This window comes from Vibrio alfacsensis, from assembly GCF_019670485.1.
Lineage (GTDB): Bacteria > Pseudomonadota > Gammaproteobacteria > Enterobacterales > Vibrionaceae > Vibrio > Vibrio alfacsensis.
On record NZ_AP024166.1, the window covers coordinates 973472 to 992164 of the forward strand.

Sequence of the window (18693 nt, forward strand, 5' to 3'; positions counted from 1 at the left end):
CTTACGCCTAGCTGGCAATGTCCGGTTGCCGCCCTTATAGTATATAGAGTCTTAAATTAACTTTTTGATCACAACTATTCGCAAAAAAGTGAGTAACAACGCATTTTTTGACGACAAATCGAACAAAACACCATTCCATAAATGGTATGAAAATTGCATATTTGACATCAGGATAGTTTATGGAGGCGTAGCATGGCTGCTGCTGAGCAACTAGATACCAGTGTGGAATACGAGATTCTCTATTTCGAACAGGGAAAAATGCACAGTATGAAAGTCGTCGCGGAAAACAAAAAAGCGGCACATCAATACTATTTGGCGTGTGGCAAATACAACAGTGATTTGTATTCAATCCGCCCTGACAATTAAAAAAACCGCCGATTGGCGGTTTTTTTATTCTTATACTATTTCAACTCACCAAATCGCTCTAAATAGAGCACAGTCGCCGCTGTGCGTGACGGTACTTTTAGTTTCTTAAGCAAGCTTTTCATATGTACTTTCACCGTCGACTCGGAGATAAACAGACGATCGGCAATCTGTTTATTGCGGAAACCACGCGCCACTTCTTGGAGAATCTGTGTTTCACGATCAGTCAACGTATCAAACACATCCTCTTGTCCAGTTCGTTCATCCAAATACTTTGCCACGGCTCGGCTATACGCTTTATCTCCCTCATGCGCTTGCTTAAGCAACTCAACGAGTTCATCTGGCTCGGTATCTTTTAACAGATAACCATCCGCCCCGCTGCGCACAATAGCTTCGATATCTGACGGGCTATCAGATACCGTTAAAATCACAATTCGAGCCTCACAGCCATCTGCGCGCAAAGCTTTAAGCGTGTCTAAACCAGACATGCCTTTCATATTAAGATCAAGAAGCACCAAATCCAGCTCAAGTTCGTGCGCTTTTGCGACCGCATCTGCACCGCTGCTTGCTTCTGCGATAACTTCAAATTCTGGCTCAAAACTGAGAAGCTGCTGAATACCACGTCTCATGAGTGGGTGATCATCCACCAGCATAACTTTACACACTGTCAATGTTTACTTCCTTACTATGTTGGAATTCTAGTCTTACCGTACAACCACTATTTGTTGCAGCCTCAATTTGGAGGTTAGCGTGCAGCCTTGCTGCTCGCTCTTGCATAATGCTCATACCATAATGATTTAATTTTTCGTCTTGCTGATCAAAGCCTATGCCATCGTCTACAACGGTCACTGTCACTTTCCCATCAAAATCAAGACATTGAATCTCAATATTCTTCGCTTTAGCGTGCTTGATCGCATTAATTGTCGCTTCTCTGATCAGCTGTAGCAAGTGCACCTGTTGATGAGCGTCTAACTCTGTTGAAGAGAGCTTGTTGTTCAGCGAAATATTCGCTTCTGTTTGGTCATCTAACGTAGAAACCATTTCTTTTAACGCTTGGCCAAAACTGCCTTCTTTGATTGTAAGTCGGAACGTCGTCAAAAGCTCACGCAATTGAGTGTACGCAGCCGAAAGGCCCGTATCGAGTTCAGCGATCACTTGATTGGTTTGTTCGATCGCTTTTTCATCGGGAATATTTCTCACGCTCCGCTTAAGTAAAGACACTTGTATCTTCAGGTAAGATAAAGCTTGTGCCAATGAGTCATGCAACTCGCGGGCAATGGTTGCGCGCTCTTCCATCAACAATAACTGCTCGGCTTGTCGTTGAGCTCGATTGTAATATACCGCACGAGATAAGATTTGAACAAAATTATCAATAAGCGATTCATTGGGGCAAGGTAACCCTGCTTTCCAATGCAGATAACCAAGATGTTGGCCGTCAAGCGTGAGCACTTTACTGTGGCATTCACTATCACATTCGTGACAGCAACTGTCCCCTTCAGTCAAAATCCAGTTCGGTTCGTCGATTTGGTCAATTTCGAGCTTAACTGCACGAATGCCTTCAATACTGGCAATATGTTGCAATATTGCTTGAAAGTTGTCTTGATTTATTCGTGACGCCGTCAGTTCTTTCGATGAGTCATAAAGCACTTGAAGTGATTGATTCGCATGCTGCAATTTTCGCGTTTTCTCATCAACCGCTTGCTCTAAACCCCGGTACAACTTTCCTAAATCACTGGCCATTCGGTTAAACGTTCGGGTCAATATCCCCATCTCATTATCACTAGACACATTCAGCGACACATCAAATGAACGATTCTTTATCTGCTCACTGGCGAAGACTAAAGCACGTAGTGGCCTTACAACTTCTAATCTCACAAAATGTACGACAAAGATGCTTGCACACAAAATCCCCCCAAGACCTAGGCCGCCAATCCACGCCAAATTGATCAGCTTTTGCTCAGAATAATTCTGCAGCTTAAATACAAACCCATCGATTTGCTTTACAAAGCCAGCAACAAGTACCAAATATTGCTCCCTGTCTTGACTCTTAAGTACCGACTTAAGTTCATGCCAACGAAGAATCAGTCGGTAATAGTCTTGGGTTATGTCATCAGGTACAGACCAATGTTGAAGTGCACGCATCGAGTGTGAATAGATAGATTCTTCAAATAAGTCAATATGTCCAGAATAATCAACAGACTCACTCTGAATATCATGCGCTAAACGATAACTCTGCATGCGCATCGATCCTGAGACATTCACCGCTTCTGCGTCATTCAAACTCGAGGCTAGGGTAAAAATTGCAAAGCCAGTTGTTGCCACGGAAAGAAGCAAAATTAACATCATGGCTGACGCGATCGTACGCGTTACTGACTTTTTCACATTTTTAAACAACTCTGAACTCCGCTCTTTTGATAACCATGTTTGGGGGATATCCCGAACACATTATCTTTCAACTTTATCAATATGTGATCACCTGCGTCGGAATTTATTGATCCAAAACAAGATAGCATCCTAATTACCTCCTAAGAGGTATTTATAGATATATGTCAAAAACTACAATTTCATGAGCGTAAATGACAGATTGTTAATGATATTGTGGTCTATGCTTAGTTTGGGTTTCAATTGTTGAGGTGTGTAAGTGGTAGACCTTTCTAGACGAAGACTCTTTGCACGAAAATTGCGAACCGAGAATCCCGTTCGTCTTCCTTGGTTAGCAAAATCTTCTCAATTCACTGATGACTGCACGCGGTGTGGTAAATGCATTGAGGCTTGTGAAACTAAGATTATAACCAAAAGCGATGGTGGGTTTCCTGCTGTCGATTTTTCTATTGATGAATGCACCTTTTGTTACCAATGTGCAGAAGCTTGTCCAGAGCCACTATTTCTTGCAGAGGCTGAGCAACCTTGGCAAGCAAAAGCGAACATCAATGATAGCTGTTTAGCAAAACAAAATGTCGAATGCCGAAGTTGTGGGGATATGTGCGACCCGATGGCAATCCAGTTCAAGTTAGAACTTGGCAAAGTTGCACAACCAAATTTAGACCTTGATGAGTGTAACGGCTGCGGCGCCTGTGTTTCAGTGTGCCCTACTTCATCCATCAATGTGAGCAATATAACAGCCTAGTCGTCAGTGGTCGGCGCAAAAGGCAATAAAACGAGAGAGATGTATGTCACTAAACGAAGTGCACATTTCAAGTCTGGTAGTCCATGTTCTGCCTGAACATCTGGCCGAGGTCAAAACCCAGATTGAAGCGTACGAAAACGCAGAAATCTACGGTGACAGCCCAGAAGGCAAAATTGTGGTGGTGCTAGAAACCGAGAACCAAGGTTTCATCACCGACACTATCGATGCGATTAATAATTTACCGAATGTCTTGAGCACAGTACTGGTTTATCACCAAATCGAAACTGGGCTAGAAGAAACGGACGAAAAAGACACTGGAACACAACATTCCCAAATCGAGGGTGAAGTATGAAAATGACAAGACGTGCGTTTGTGAAAGCAAACGCGGCTGCATCAGCTGCTGCTGTCGCAGGTATTACACTACCAGCTTCTGCAACCAATCTGATTGCAAGCTCTGATCAAACCAAAATCACGTGGGACAAAGCGCCTTGTCGTTTCTGTGGTACAGGCTGTTCTGTTCTTGTTGGTACACAAAACGGCAAAGTGGTTGCGACTCAGGGTGACCCTGAAGCACCAGTAAACAAAGGCCTAAACTGTATCAAAGGTTACTTCCTTTCTAAGATCATGTACGGTCAAGACCGTCTGACTCAGCCTCTTCTACGAATGAAAGATGGCAAATACAACAAAGATGGCGACTTCGCTCCTGTATCTTGGGATGCCGCTTTCGACATCATGGCTGAAAAATGGAAAGCTTCTCTAGAGAAAAAAGGCCCAACAAGCATTGGTATGTTTGGTTCTGGTCAATGGACAGTAATGGAAGGTTACGCTGCGGCTAAAATGATGAAAGCAGGTTTCCGTTCTAACAACATTGACCCGAACGCGCGTCACTGCATGGCGTCTGCGGTTGTTGGCTTCATGCGTGCATTTGGTATCGATGAGCCAATGGGCTGTTACGACGACTTCGAGAACGCAGATGCATTTGTTCTTTGGGGTTCAAACATGGCAGAAATGCACCCTGTGCTTTGGACTCGTATTACTGACCGCCGTTTAAGCCACCCTCACGTTAAAGTAAATGTGCTTTCTACTTATTACCATCGTTCATTTGAGTTGGCAGATCACGGCTACATTTTCACCCCTCAGTCTGACCTTGCGATTGCTAACTTCATCGCGAACTACATCATCGAAAACGATGCCGTGAACTGGGATTTCGTGAACAAGCACACCAACTTCACTCAAGCAGACACTGACATCGGCTACGGGCTACGTGACGATGACCCGCTACAAAAAGCGGCGAAGAACCCGAACTCTGGCAAGCTGACTTCTATTTCATTCGAAGAATACAAAAAGTCAGTTGCGCCATACACAGTGGAGAAAGCATCTGAAATCTCCGGTGTTGAAAAAGAGAAGCTAATTGAGCTTGCGAAGCAATATGCCGATCCAAATACGAAAGTGATGTCTCTATGGACGATGGGTATGAACCAACATACTCGTGGTGTATGGATGAACAACTTGGTTTACAACATCCACCTACTAACCGGTAAAATTGCAACTCCGGGCAACAGCCCATTCTCACTAACTGGTCAGCCATCAGCGTGTGGTACGGCTCGTGAGGTTGGTACGTTTGCTCACCGTTTACCAGCAGACATGGTAGTTGCTAATCCTAAACACCGTAAGATCGCAGAAGACATCTGGAAGCTACCGGAGGGGACTATCCCACCAAAACCTGGTTTCCACGCGGTACTGCAAGACCGTATGCTGCATGACGGCGTGCTGAACTGTTACTGGGTTCAATGTAACAACAACATGCAAGCTGGTCCGAACATCAACGCTGAACGTCTTCCTGGTTACCGTAACCCAGAAAACTTCATTGTTGTGTCTGACCCATACCCAACCGCAACCGCTCAAGCGGCTGACCTTATCCTCCCTACCGCAATGTGGATTGAGAAAGAAGGTGCTTACGGTAACGCTGAACGCCGTACTCAAGCTTGGTACCAACAAGTTGGCACTATTGGTGATGCAAAGTCAGATCTATGGCAGGTAATGGAGTTCTCGAAACGCTTCAAGATGGAAGAAGTGTGGCCAGAAGAACTACTTGCTAAAGCGCCAGAGTACCGTGGTAAGACTATGTACGACATGCTGTTCAAAAACGGTCAAGTCGACAAGTTCCCTATCGAAGAAGCGCGTGAGATGAACGATGACGCTCACCACTTCGGCTACTACGTACAGAAAGGCCTATTCGAAGAATACGCGACGTTTGGTCGTGGTCACGGTCACGATTTGGCACCTTACGATGTTTACCACACTGTACGTGGCCTACGTTGGCCAGTGGTTGATGGTAAAGAAACGCAGTGGCGATTTAAAGAAGGCTCAGACCCGTACGCGAAAGCTGGTTCTGGCTGGGACTTCTACGGCAATGCTGATGGTAAAGCGAAGATCATCTCTGCCCCATACGAAGCGCCACCAGAAGTGCCAAACGAAGAATTCGATATGTGGTTATGTACAGGCCGTGTTCTAGAGCACTGGCACACTGGCACGATGACTCGTCGTGTACCAGAACTTTACAAAGCCGTACCGGATGCCGTGGTATACATGCACCCTGCTGACGCGAAAAAACGTAATGTACGTCGTGGTGAAGAAGTTCTGCTTGCTAACAAGCGTGGTGAAGTACGTGTTCGCGTTGAAACTCGCGGCCGTAACCGCCCACCTGAAGGCTTGGTATTCGTACCATTCTTTGATGCCCGTATTTTGATTAACAAGTTGATCCTTGATGCGACGGACCCTCTGTCTAAACAGACAGACTTTAAGAAGTGTCCAGTCAAAATCACCAAAGTCGCTTAACCGTCAAATAACGAACGCAAAGGCCGTCTGCTCGACGGCCTAAAAAGAATTAAAGCCATAAGGCGGAGATGAAATGATGAAAAAATACCTTATCGCACTTTTATCTGTAGGTGCTTTATTGACCGGCGTTGCACAGGCTGAACTGGATAATCCAGGAGGCACTGGTGGTCTGGATTCACTGCGAGGCGCGACGCAACTTGAAGACACGCGTCCTGCCGATGATTTCAAAGACTTTCCAAAAGACCAAATCGTTGCAGACAGCTTTGTATATCAGCCGCCACTGATCCCACATAGCATCCGTAACTACGAAGTGTCTTTAAACGCAAACAAATGTCTAGCGTGTCATAGCTGGAAAAATGCTAAAGACGCAGGCGCGACTAAGATCAGTGTTACGCACTACGTTAACCGTGAAGACGCGGTACTGGCAGATATGTCACCACGTCGTTACTTCTGTTTGCAATGCCACGTTCCACAAACAAGTGCTACGCCGCTAGTAGAAAACGAGTTTAAGGCAGTCGATTCGCTTCAGTAATTGAAACGCGAGTACTAAGAGGTTACTTATGAAAATACTTAAAGCGTTTTGGAAGAGACTGTCGAGCCCGAGTAAAGCTGCCGCTGGTGTGGTTTTATTCTTAGGCTTTGCTGGTGGTCTTCTATTTTGGGGCGCATTCAACACGGGTATGGAAGCAACCAACACAGAAGAATTCTGTTCTGGCTGTCATGCTCCGATCGTCGCTGAAATTCAAGAAACGATTCACTACTCGAACCGTTCTGGTGTTCGTGCCATTTGTTCAGATTGCCACGTACCACATGAATGGACAGATAAAATCGTTCGAAAAGTTCAAGCATCTAAAGAGTTGTTTGCACATTACGTAACAAAGACCATTGATACGCCAGAGAAATTCCAAGCGCGTCGTGAGCACTTAGCAGAACGTGAATGGGCACGTATGAAGAAAAACGACTCTCTTGAATGTCGTAACTGTCACCAGTTTGATTACATGGACTATTCACAACAAGGTAAACGAGCTGCGGCTCAACACTCAACCGCTTTGGCTTCAGGTGATAAAACGTGTGTAGATTGCCATAAAGGTATCGCACACAAACTGCCAGACATGCACGGCGTTGAAGGTTGGCAATAAGGAGAAATACAGACAATGAGCAATCTTGAATCCTTTATCTGGCATTTCCTTGGTTACAGTGCAATGCCTTTCATTATTCTTTCCGGCTTTGTGGGAGTAGCAGCAATCTCTCTATGGCTACTCTCTCTAGGTAAGGATAAAGAGGTCTAAACACCTCAACTCAGTCAACACTTTTGCCTATTTTGTTGACGAACAACGCCGAGCACTCGCTCGGCGTTTTTTTTGTTTCTTTATTTCTTTATTTCTTTATTTCTTTAGCGACAAAGCCTAATCATACCCATTACACAGTAAACAAGATAAGAGATAAACGCTAGCGCAGACAATAAAAAAGCGGCCATTTATAGACCGCAATAACTACTTAAGGTGTAGGGAACTTTCACTATAAAACAGGTTACGAATCTTCCAGTGGTAACGTCTGTTTGACGTAATTGCCTGGCGCTTGACCAATAACAGGGTTGTTCTCTGATCCCACGGGAAATTGCTCAACCTGCTCTTTCGGATTAAATTGCTGAAGCCACTCGTTCCAATGTGTCCACCAAGAGCCCTCTTGATATTCAGCATTACCAAACCATTCATCGGCAGAGTCATCAAGAGTATCATTTAGCCAGTAACCATACTTATTCTTAGCTGGTGGATTAACGATACCTGCGATGTGCCCAGATTGACCAAGCACAAACGTCTTGTTGCCTCCGGTGTTTAATGCGCCTCGATATGTTCCTTGCCAAAGGGCAATATGGTCTTCTTTCGTTGAAATAAAGTAGCTTGGGATCTTGATCTTGTTTAGATCAATCCACACCCCACCAATTTTAACCCCTTTTTCTTGAACCAGTTTGTTTTCAAGATACAACTCTCTTAGCAAAAAGTTGTGGCTGGCAGCACTCACGTTGGTGCTATCACTATTCCAGTACAATAAGTCAAAATCGACTGGGCTGCTGCCTTTCAGGTAGTTATCAACGTAATAGTTCCAATACAAGCTGTTTTCTCGCAGCAAGCTAAAGGTGACACTCAACGAACGTCCATCCATATATCCTTTGGCATTATTTTGCGCTTCAATAGCACTGATAATGGTGTCATTGATATACGCCCCCACTTCCCCTGGCTGTGAGAAATCCAGTAGCGTGGTAAAGAAAGTTGCTGACTTAATCCGCTTCTTCATTCGTTTAGCTGCGTAGTATGCCACTGTGCTCGCAAGCACTGTACCACCTATGCAGTATCCCGCAGCATTGATTTGTTCTTGCCCTGTGATGTCTTCAATTGCTGTAACAGCCTTTACAACCCCCTCTGTGACATAATCACCAAACTCTACGTTTGCCTGCATTTTGCCCGGGTTTCGCCAAGACATCATGAATACACTGTGTCCTTGCTCTAGCAACCAGCGAACCATAGAGTTCTTAGCCGTTAGATCAAGGATGTAGTATTTGTTGATAAATGGAGGAACGATAAGAAGTGGCGTCGCATTCACTTTTTCGGTGAGAGGACGGTACTGAATGAGCTCAAACAAATCATTTTGGAAGACAATGTCGCCCTCAGTGGTCGCAACATCTTCACCAAGTCGAAACGCGTTGTTGTTTGTCATGCGCACTTTCAAAATATCTGCGCTTGATTCAATGTCTTCACGCAACTGCTCTAAACCACTCAATAAATTTTCACCATTTTGCTCTAACGTCAACTTAAGCAGCTCAGGGTTAGTGGCGATAAAATTGGATGGGGAAAGCGCATTAATGGCCTGACGAGAGAAGAAAACGATACGTTCTTTGGTTTTTTCATCCAACCCATCTAAAGACTCTATCGTTTCTAGATAAGTCTTGCTAAACAAAAGGTAAGATTGCTTGATGAAGCTATACATGATCTCATTTTGCCAAGCTTCATTTGAAAAACGTTTGTCGCCTTTTTCAGCTTCGATAATTTGTGATTGATTACCTGCTAAAGCCACATTTTGCCAGATTTGAAGTTGCTGCTCCCACCATTGTGCTTGTAACTTCAAGATAGCAGCTGGCTGATTTGCGATCTGTTCAAACAGTTTAGCAGTGTCCTCGAGATTCACTTCTTGCATTGCCTTGTTCAAAGGAGAATTCACGACTGCCTTGTTGACTTCGAGATCATGCCACCACTGTTGATTGGTTTCTTGAAGCTTAACAAGATAGTCCGAAAAGAAGTGTTGAAACATAGTCTTACTCCTATATTCGGATAAAAAAACGCCGCCTCATACTCGGGCGGCGTAAAATGAACAATTACGCAGGAGTAACCGTCTTTAGATTGTCCGAAGTCATTTTTTCAACATCATCTTTAAACTCTTTTGCGATCGCTTGCAGCTTGTTGCTATCGTCCATCATTTGTTGAGAGAGCTTTGTTAGCACACCCAACTGCTGGCTATTGAATGCCGTCAATGAAGTGACATCTTTGATTTCAGATGCCGCTTTCATCTGGTTTAAGCCTACCTCACTGTAGGTACGAATGGCGTTCAATTGAAGCTCTGTCAACACTTCGACGTTCTTAGTCACCAACTTATTGAACTTTAGGTATGGTTCTAGATTTTTTTCTGTTTGATCGCTAAATGTCTTGAAGAAATCAGTGTACATAGTTTATCTCCTAATAAAATTTAAATGTCCGTTTAAATAATTACTTAACTGCTCTTACAATCATTGCAGTGCCCATACCGCCACCTACACAAAGTGAGGCAACACCGTACTGACCGTTCTGTTTTTGAAGTTCGTGTACTAACGTAACCAAAATGCGATTACCCGATGCACCTAAAGGATGGCCTAAAGCAATCGCGCCACCATTAGGATTTGCTTTGTCTTGAATAGAGTTCACTGAAACGTTATTCGTTGCTGCAAGTTGATGAATCACGCCAAGCGCCTGAGCTGCGAACGCTTCATTTAATTCGTAGATATCAATATCTGCCGTCGTGAGTTCTGCTTTGTTGAGTGCCTTATTGACCGATTCGACAGGCCCTAACCCCATCACTTTTGGATCCAAACCCGATTGTGCATAACTCACAATCTCTGCAATTGGGGTTAAACCTAACGCTTGTACTGCACTTTCAGAGGCAACAACCATCGCACTTGCGCCGTCATTGATGCCAGACGCATTTCCCGCCGTCACCGTCCCCTCTTTATCGAAAGCGGGACGAAGCTTACTTAAGCCCTCTAACGTGGCGTTTGCTTTAGGGTACTCATCGGTATCAAACAACACGGTTTCTCGGCGCTGCTTTACTTCGACGGGAACAATTTCATCTTTAAATTTGCCTGCTTCAATAGCCGCTACCGCTTTTTGTTGACTAGAAAGCGCAAACTCATCTTGTTTCTGACGCGATAAACCGACCTCTTTCGCTACATTTTCAGCGGTAACCCCCATGTGGTATTGGTTATATACGTCTGTCAATCCGTCGCTAATAAGAAGATCTTTAAGCTCCATATTACCCATACGGTTACCATCTCGGATATTGCTTGGCACAATGAATGGAATTTGCGACATGACTTCAACGCCTGCTGCCACGACCACTTGCGCATCGCCACTTCGAATGTGAGTCACCGCATCCATAACGGTTTTCATGCCACTTCCGCAAACCATATTGACACCATAAGCAGGTACAGATTCTGGGACGCCTGCAAGCAATGCCGCTTGACGTCCGATTCCCATTCCTTGTCCTGCACCAATCACATTACCGACAATAACTTCATCTACGTGATTCACAGGGACCGCACCTGCCTCTAATGCGCCTTTAATCGCAACCGCAGCTAGTTCACCTGCGGATTTCTTTTTTAAACTGCCACCAAATGCACCAATTGGCGTGCGTTTTGCCGAAACGATATACACTTTTTCCATGTTATTTCTCCTTAGTTCATGTGTAGGCCGCCGTTCACTGACAATGTCTCGCCAGTGATATAAGCGCCCGCATCACTTACTAAGAAGCTAACCGATGCTGCAATTTCTTCAGGCGAAGCCAGTCGCTTCATAGGTATTTGACTGGTAATCGACTCCAACACTTCTGGGTTCATTTTTTCAACCATCGGCGTACCTGTGTAACCCGGTGCAATCACATTTACGGTCACCCCCGAACGCGCTCCCTCATAAGCCAGAGCTTTCGAGAAGCCGATCATCCCCGCTTTTGCCGCAGAGTAATTGGTTTGACCAAACTGCCCTTTCAATCCATTCACTGACGATATATTAATGATACGACCACCACCTTTCTCACACATCGCAGAGAAGACTGGTTGGGTCACATTAAACAAGCTGTTTAGGTTGGTGTTTATGACATCATTCCATGCTTGTGCCGTCATTTTTTTAAACACACCATCACGTGTGATACCTGCGTTATTTACAACGACATCAATCGTCCCTTCTTCCTGAAGTAGTTGAATTAATTTATCTGCACATTCCTCAGTATCCGTCACATCTAACTCAAATAAACGAACCTGATCTTTATCAAATGCTTTTTCGTGAAACCATTTTTGTGCTGATTCATAATTTCCTGTCGAGTATGTAGCGACTACTCGGAAACCATCATCGACTAATTGAGAAGTAATGGCTGAGCCAATTCCACCTTTTGATCCCGTGATCAACGCAACTTTCTTCATAGAAGACTCCATTCTTTACGGCTTTAATGATAGCGAACTAAGACTAAGGCAATTTTTTTGCCAACTAACGTGTTATTTATTATTTCAACAACAATTCCATTGCTGCCTTTATTTTAAATTAACGAAGAATTATTACATTTCAAATAAAAATCTAATTCATTTGCATAAGATTGATTTAGATCTCACTAACACTGAAATGTTATATTCATGTTAATTCAGCATAAGATATTGTTTAATAACAAAAAACAAAAACGAACCATGTCTACATCCGTTTGTAAAAAAACCTATTAATCATGCAGTTACGTAGAAAACCATCGCTGTTACATTCATTATTGATTAAGGATCTTTGTCGATGATTATTTGGCTGTTTGCTCTATTCTCCTCCGGGTTATAACTACTTTAATATCCATTTTTCAGTGCAATGTTTATGATGCAAAACTTGGAATAAATTCCTAATAAAAGTTAGCTCAATTATATTTAAAATTAAATTCATACATCCTTATTTGCATCTTCCATTTGGACTATATCCATGAAATATAGCTTTTTGTTTTGCTTTAATTTAGTGCATAACGCACAGCAATAAGGCAAAAAAAACGCCACTCAGATGAGTGGCGCATGCACTTTTACCTTATACTTTCACCGCTATGGTGCGGTATCAATTTCCACCGGCAAGTAATGCTTTGGTTCTAATTTTAGCCATTCAGGTAAAACCGTACCAATTGATATTGATGACCACGTACCCGAAAGCACACCGATAAACATCGCAGTAGAAAAGCCCGCTAACGCAGAGCCACCCATAATCCATAACGCGCCGACGGTGATTAACGTTGTACCAGATGTCACCATAGTACGAGAAAACGTTGCTAGGACCGCTTCATCATTAATCTGCTCGGTTTTCCAATTCTGTTTAGCGACTAACAACTCACGAATTCGGTCTGCAATGATGATTGAGTCATTCAATGAGTAACCAAGGATAGCCAGAATTGCCGCGAATACGGTTAAGTTAAACTCCATCTGCGTTATTGCGAAGAAGCCAAGTACAAGGATCACATCGTGAGCCAATGCAAACAGTGAACCGCTCGCTAAGCGCCATTCAAAACGGAAACACAAATAACCCAGAATTGTCAGGACTGAAACAAGCAGTGCTAAACCACCTTGTTCAAACAGATCTTGCCCTACTTGTGCCCCAACAATACTGTTGCTCACCACCTCAACTTGATGAGAAATTGGCTTTAGAACGTCTGCAACATTGGGTACTGACTGACCATCCGTTGGAGCAGAGTAACGGATCAACCAACGGCCATCTTCTCCTGAACGCGTCACCGACGTAGACTCACCTAGCTTTGGTTGCAAAGCATTCAATAAATCATGATTGGTCAATTGCTTATCGACTTTTACTTCGGTAACCATACCACCGGTAAAGTCTAGACCAAGGTTCAGCCCTTTTACTCCTAAAGCAACCAAAGCAATGATTGTCAGTACTACTGAGACAAAAGTAGTGAAATAACGAATTTTACGAATATTATGCTTTAACATTTCGACCATGATTAAACCCTCACATCACGACGGCCATCGCGGCCCCAAACTAAATTGATCATTGCACGAGAAGCAAACACACCAGTGAACATACTGGTCATCAGACCCAAGCCCAGTGTGAGTGCAAAACCCTGAATTGGGCCGTTACCAATGGCATAAAGAATCACGGCCGTGATCATGGTTGTGATGTTGGCATCAAGGATGGTCGCAAATGCGCTGTCAAAGCCGAGATCAATCGCCTGTGCGAAGCTACGACCTTCACGCATCTTGTCCTTAATACGTTCAAAAATAATGACGTTTGTATCAACCGCCATACCTACGGTCAGTACCAAACCAGCAATACCAGGAAGCGTTAAAACCGCGCCAGGAAGCAAGGCGATTAGACCAAGTAAGCAAAGCATGTTTGCACATAGTGCTACGTTTGCAACCCAACCTAGGCGTCGGTACCAAACCGCCATAAACAATAGAGTCAGGCCCATACCAAGCGCTAGAGCAGCGAAACCATTTTGAATGTTTTCTGCGCCTAATGAAGCACCAATCGTTCTTTCTTCAACAATAGTGACTGGCGCAGTTAATGAGCCAGCACGAAGCAATAGAGCAAGCTCTTGCGCTTCATCCATGCTACCCGCACCAGTAATGCGGAACTGACTGCCTAATTGAGATTGAATCGTAGCAACACTGATCACTCGTTCGCTGCGTTCCGTCATACCACGTTCATTTGTTTTGTATTCGCGGTAAACCGTCGCCATTGGCTTGCCAATGTGTGTCGCAGAGAAGTCGCTCATTTTCTTACCACCAGCGTGGTCAAGAGAAATGTTAACTTCGGACATTCCCATCTGATCGATACCAGCACGCGCATTCACAATGTGCTCACCAGTCAATACAGGTCGTTTCGCTAGAATGACGGTGCGGCCATCATTATCTTGAAGAACAAGATCTTGGCTACTGCGTGCTTGACCCGCATCTTTTACTTCATAGAACGCAAGGCTTGCGGTTGCGCCTATCACGTTTTTCGCTTGCGCTGGATCCTGAACGCCCGGTAATTCGATACGAATGCTCTCTTTACCTTGGCGCTGAACCAATGCTTCTGTAATACCCAACTCTTCGATACGGCCGCGCATGATCTTCAAGTTTTGTTGAAGTGTCGTCGTTTGGAACTCTTGAATATTCTGTTCGCTAGGTTGAAGTTCAAAACCACGGTCAGAGCTTGTCATTTGCCAACCTGGGTAGTTTTGACGAATGAACTGACTTGCGGCTTTCAAGCCATCTTCGTTATCACTGTTTACGGCAATATGATTGTGCGCTTCTGCTCGAACTTGAACACCACGAATACGCTGCTCTCGCAAACTCGCTTTAATTTCATCGACTAAAGCATCGCGTTGCTCTTCAAAAGCTTTGTTTACATCGACGTTCAGTAAGAATTGCACGCCGCCGCGAAGGTCAAGACCAAGCTTAATTGGGCTAAAACCCATCTCATTGAGCCATTCAGGGGCCACTGACACATAAGAAAATGTGATGCTGTCATCATCGTCCAACTGGTCGTTTAACAATGCACGAGCTTTACTTTGCGCATCTTCACCATCAAAAACGATGGTCGTTTTGCCATCTTTCTCAATGATCTTAGAGGCTGGAATGTGGTGCGTCTTTAGTAACTGGTCAAGCTGAACGACAGACATCGCGCTATTGCTATTATCAGCAAACGATACCTGAATGGATGGCTGCTCACCAAACCATGTTGGGATAGCACTCAGCGTTAAAACAATGATTGTCGTAATGAGCACGACATACTTCCATGCTGAATAATGATTCAGCACTTTTCGATTCTTTTGAGGTTTTGGTGTTTTCTTCATGTAAACATCATCCCTTCACTCATCAGTGAAGTTTCAATTAATTGATTCAAGACACGACAAAGTACCCACCTGCAGAATAAACAGGCATTGAATGCACAGAGATCTTTATTTGCTCTGTAGAAAATCGTCGTGTTAAGAAAGCACTAGACGTGCAGATTGATGGTGTTTACGCAGAGTATTGACTGTTGAGCGCAACGTACATGGCATTGGTTTCTTTCCAACCAGACAGTCGGTGATCACTTGTAAAGTGGTTAAAAACGGATTGGTTTTGACGCCAACTGATGTCCATTAAGCTATAGGCATAGCCCGCATCAGCATAGAAAGGGGTGGTTAAGTCGCCAATGAACTCTATATGTTCGTCATCGACGTTCTCGCGTAAATGGGTAACCCAACGTTGAGAATTAAAAATGGCGAGTGAATCTTGAAACGCGTGACTTTCCGAAACCGGAGCTTGTGTGCTTTCTTCACTAAACTCAGTGAAGTCAACCAACGCGTTCGCTGCAACGTGACTGACAGTAAAAGGCTGCAGCTTAGAAAAGTGAGGCAAATAGGATTTCTGTTCTGTTTGCGCAGCCGTCGCCTGCATTGGCGACAACGCCATTGCAAGAAGCAGCAAAAACAGTTTTCTAACGTAAATCCAAGGCATAAAAGCTCACTTAAAACAAAACAAGCCGAGTACTTACACTCAGCCTACTGATAGTATTCCTAATGGTTATTGTTCACAACTAAAAAATTATCAAATACTATTTCAGTGTCGCAATACCCAAGCAATCTCTCGATGCTCAGTTATCAATTGTACTAATTCTACTCTTACTTCTAAGTTAAGTGGCTGATTATCCTAAGTGCATGGGTATCAATATGCGTTTACCTATCTGTCCTAAACACTTCGGAAAAAGAACAGCAAAATCGGTTAGCGATAGAATATCTCACCTTTATCGACATCCAAATAAATTTTGTTCTCTTGCTCAAGACCGCCACAGTAGATGAAATACACGTTACGAGGCTTGTATGTCACCGAACGAACCCACCCTCCTAACTCATCAAAATCACTCGGTCTGCATGTTTCATCGTCTAATAACAGCTGCGTCTTATTTCGGAACACGTCCAAATGTACTTTCAAGTCGTCTGATTTGTGCAAGTAACCGTCTAATATTTCCAGACGTTCTTGCTCTTTGATCACCGGTTGTGCATCAGACAGACCTTTTGAATTGACCCATTCAGCGGTCTCTTCTCCACCCTCTTCATACACAATATAATCAGATAGACGAAACCAACCATCGTTTTGTTCTAGTACGGCAACCTTTTCACCTTTGTAAAGGGTATCGACAACCAATGCGGTCTCTTTGGGGTGATTGTAAACATCAATCCGACGCTCTATCACATAGTATTCACTTGGCTCTTGTAACACGGGCTCGGCCAAGGTTGGCACCTGCTCACTTTCTTTTAAGTCAAGCACCGGCGTTGATGCTACTGTCTCACTCGTGTCTTCTGATTGGTCTTGCTGCATCACAAAGAAATAGTAGCCAGCGCCGATGCCTCCAAACAGGAGCAATATTCCTAATGCGACGAGTGCTTTCTTCATGTTCTTTTGATCCTTATGTAACTATACTCATGAGAAGTAAGGGAGTTTTCGAACCTATGATTAAACCCAAATGGATATTGGTAATAACGTTGCTCTCAAGTTCGGTCAACTCTGCGATCGAATGCAACCACATATCGTGGCATCACAATCTTACCCAATTCAATCAATTAGAGTCCATCTACAATATACATGTTGACTCGTACAATCTTCTACTCAAGCAGCACCAACAACGTAAACTGATATCTCATCACTTCTCATTGTCTGAGCTAAACCTATTTTGGCAAACACCGTCAAATCGAGAAATATTACTTGGGCAAATAGACGCCGCCATTAAATTCGGTGATGAACTCATAGTACGTTCCAATCATTTGCAAAGCCTGTCTATTCAATCACAACGTATAGCAACGCAATGGCAACGCCTCAGCGACACTTGCGAAACATCTGGCTCGTCTGAAAACGCGACGAACTCTACGCACTATCATCGGCATGCCAAACAACTTGGGAATGACTATATGCAACTTTCCACACAATTGCGTAAGTTAGCCGAATTATACTATTCAGAAGCCAGTACTCTTCAAAAAGCAAAAAACGCATCTCACTGAATCTGTTAACAATTACAACATCTGCGATTTTACCCGATGTCAAAACGTTCAAATAACCACCATTTAAGAGACGTGCGTCACAATAATGCTTTACTTTCGACCAGAATTTGGATACTTTACTCATTAACAAAATTTAATAAAAAGTCATATTTGGCCGGAGATGATGATACTCATATGGTTATCAATCGATTAAGTAACAGGGAATGTCCTAATGCTACTAAAGCCAAGTTCTTGTCAGTAGTTAGGCACGTTAAACAGTTCGGTTCCATCAGTGATTTGGAGTTGTGTAAAATCTTTGGAGAAACTATTTGGAATGATGGACGGGAATACCATTCAGCCGCTTTCTCGTTTAAGGTTGATAGAAACACAGGTAACTGTGAAATTTCAAAATACAAATACCAATAAGGCTTAAAACAAATTCTTTAAACGGAGACAGGAAACTGGCTCCGTTTTTTATTGTTTTTCTTCTATATCTCTATAGATTTCAGCACTACAACAGTGAAGCCGTGCTCAGAATATCCCTCGACCCGATAACTTTCCGGGCTCAACAAACGGATAAACTGATGACTAAATGGATAAGCTGATCAGTAAATAGGTAAACTTCCGTTTCCTTTTACTTGCCGTATTGCAAGATGTGAATGGATATCTTTGACATTGCTAAGTCGCTGAATTTTTCGCATAAACGCTTCATAGCCTTTCAGATCGTTAGTCACCACTTCAAGTAAATAGTCGTATGCACCGGATACGACATGACACGATATGATCTCTTCAATTTGAGTGATCTCTGACTCAAAATCATCAATGGATGATGCTTGGTGATTGTTCAAACTGACTTCAACAAATACCGTCATTGAGATGCCAATCTTACTCCGTGAAAGTACAGCTTGGTAGCCAGAGATGACCCCTGTTTGCTCTAAACGTTTGATACGTCTAGCACAAGGAGAGGCTGACAGTCCGACCATATCGGCCAACTCTGAAGTCGTTAATGTTGCATTGTTTTGAACTAAATGAAGCAGCATCTTATCTATCTTATCCATTCGGCCTCCTGCCAAATTTCATCAAAATTTCACCATCTC

Annotated in this window: 19 protein-coding genes; 8 read left to right on the top strand and 11 right to left on the bottom strand. The window is 43.6% G+C overall.

Annotated features, from left to right (window positions below; translation table 11 throughout):
- Positions 1–192: 192 nt before the first annotated feature.
- A complete protein-coding gene (locus VA249_RS18830) occupies positions 193–366 on the top strand; it encodes an RNA helicase (protein ID WP_221070273.1) in 174 nt (57 codons plus the stop codon).
- 35 nt (positions 367–401) lie between these two features.
- Here VA249_RS18830 and VA249_RS18835 read toward each other — a convergent pair whose 3' ends face one another.
- Together VA249_RS18835 and narQ are read right to left on the bottom strand one after the other, a co-directional pair.
- Positions 402–1034: a response regulator gene (locus tag VA249_RS18835; RefSeq protein ID WP_225923941.1), complete on the bottom strand. Its 633-nt coding sequence runs from the start codon at positions 1032–1034 to the stop codon at positions 402–404.
- Positions 1021–2757: a nitrate/nitrite two-component system sensor histidine kinase NarQ gene (gene narQ / locus VA249_RS18840; protein ID WP_221070275.1), complete on the bottom strand. Its 1737-nt coding sequence runs from the start codon at positions 2755–2757 to the stop codon at positions 1021–1023. The genes VA249_RS18835 and narQ overlap by 14 nt, the downstream gene beginning before the upstream one ends.
- Positions 2758–3004: 247 nt before the next feature.
- Here narQ and napF point away from each other — a divergent pair, with 247 nt between their 5' ends.
- The 6 genes from napF (at position 3005) to VA249_RS18870 (ending at position 7617) form a co-directional block, all read left to right on the top strand.
- Complete coding sequence (gene napF, locus VA249_RS18845) at positions 3005–3490, top strand: ferredoxin-type protein NapF (RefSeq protein WP_221070277.1); 486 nt, start codon at positions 3005–3007, stop codon at positions 3488–3490.
- A gap of 43 nt (positions 3491–3533) precedes the next feature.
- The gene (locus VA249_RS18850; RefSeq protein ID WP_128813117.1) at positions 3534–3842 is read left to right on the top strand and encodes a chaperone NapD; all 309 of its coding nucleotides are present in this window, start codon (positions 3534–3536) and stop codon (positions 3840–3842) included.
- Positions 3839–6328, top strand: a complete 2490-nt coding sequence (gene napA / locus VA249_RS18855) for a periplasmic nitrate reductase subunit alpha (RefSeq protein ID WP_221070279.1) — start codon at positions 3839–3841, stop codon at positions 6326–6328. The genes VA249_RS18850 and napA overlap by 4 nt, the downstream gene beginning before the upstream one ends.
- Before the next feature lie 76 nt (positions 6329–6404).
- Positions 6405–6860: a nitrate reductase cytochrome c-type subunit gene (locus tag VA249_RS18860; RefSeq protein WP_221072238.1), complete on the top strand. Its 456-nt coding sequence runs from the start codon at positions 6405–6407 to the stop codon at positions 6858–6860.
- Positions 6861–6888: 28 nt separating this feature from the next.
- Positions 6889–7467, top strand: coding sequence for a NapC/NirT family cytochrome c (locus tag VA249_RS18865; RefSeq protein ID WP_221070281.1), 579 nt, complete (start codon positions 6889–6891; stop codon positions 7465–7467).
- A gap of 15 nt (positions 7468–7482) precedes the next feature.
- Positions 7483–7617 (top strand): TIGR02808 family protein, encoded by a 135-nt coding sequence (locus tag VA249_RS18870; RefSeq protein WP_082038710.1) that lies wholly within the window; start codon positions 7483–7485, stop codon positions 7615–7617.
- Between the two features lie 241 nt (positions 7618–7858).
- On the opposite strand, the gene phaC is transcribed toward VA249_RS18870, so the two are convergent.
- The 8 genes from phaC to VA249_RS18910 all read right to left on the bottom strand — a co-directional run bounded on the left by phaC (position 7859) and on the right by VA249_RS18910 (position 17015).
- Complete coding sequence (gene phaC, locus VA249_RS18875; RefSeq protein WP_221070284.1) at positions 7859–9634, bottom strand: class I poly(R)-hydroxyalkanoic acid synthase; 1776 nt, start codon at positions 9632–9634, stop codon at positions 7859–7861.
- A gap of 64 nt (positions 9635–9698) precedes the next feature.
- Positions 9699–10046 carry a phasin family protein gene (locus VA249_RS18880; protein ID WP_128813122.1) on the bottom strand — a complete coding sequence of 116 codons (348 nt, stop codon included), beginning with the start codon at positions 10044–10046 and terminating at the stop codon, positions 9699–9701.
- A gap of 40 nt (positions 10047–10086) precedes the next feature.
- Entirely contained in the window at positions 10087–11295 is a 1209-nt protein-coding gene (locus tag VA249_RS18885) for an acetyl-CoA C-acetyltransferase (protein WP_221070287.1), read from the bottom strand.
- An 11-nt stretch (positions 11296–11306) separates the two neighbouring features.
- Positions 11307–12047, bottom strand: a complete 741-nt coding sequence (locus tag VA249_RS18890) for an SDR family oxidoreductase (RefSeq protein ID WP_221070288.1) — start codon at positions 12045–12047, stop codon at positions 11307–11309.
- Between the two features lie 642 nt (positions 12048–12689).
- A complete protein-coding gene (gene secF, locus VA249_RS18895) occupies positions 12690–13592 on the bottom strand; it encodes a protein translocase subunit SecF (protein ID WP_221070290.1) in 903 nt (300 codons plus the stop codon).
- A gap of 2 nt (positions 13593–13594) precedes the next feature.
- Entirely contained in the window at positions 13595–15433 is a 1839-nt protein-coding gene (secD, locus tag VA249_RS18900) for a protein translocase subunit SecD (RefSeq protein ID WP_221070292.1), read from the bottom strand.
- 166 nt (positions 15434–15599) lie between these two features.
- The gene (locus VA249_RS18905; RefSeq protein ID WP_221070294.1) at positions 15600–16079 is read right to left on the bottom strand and encodes a hypothetical protein; all 480 of its coding nucleotides are present in this window, start codon (positions 16077–16079) and stop codon (positions 15600–15602) included.
- 264 nt (positions 16080–16343) lie between these two features.
- Entirely contained in the window at positions 16344–17015 is a 672-nt protein-coding gene (locus VA249_RS18910) for an SH3 domain-containing protein (protein ID WP_221070297.1), read from the bottom strand.
- 776 nt (positions 17016–17791) lie between these two features.
- Between VA249_RS18910 and VA249_RS24275 the strand changes: the two genes are divergently transcribed.
- Positions 17792–18022 (top strand): hypothetical protein, encoded by a 231-nt coding sequence (locus VA249_RS24275; RefSeq protein ID WP_322805179.1) that lies wholly within the window; start codon positions 17792–17794, stop codon positions 18020–18022.
- A gap of 179 nt (positions 18023–18201) precedes the next feature.
- Here VA249_RS24275 and VA249_RS18915 read toward each other — a convergent pair whose 3' ends face one another.
- Positions 18202–18654 carry an Lrp/AsnC family transcriptional regulator gene (locus tag VA249_RS18915; RefSeq protein ID WP_221070299.1) on the bottom strand — a complete coding sequence of 151 codons (453 nt, stop codon included), beginning with the start codon at positions 18652–18654 and terminating at the stop codon, positions 18202–18204.
- Between the last annotated feature and the right edge of the window lie 39 nt (positions 18655–18693).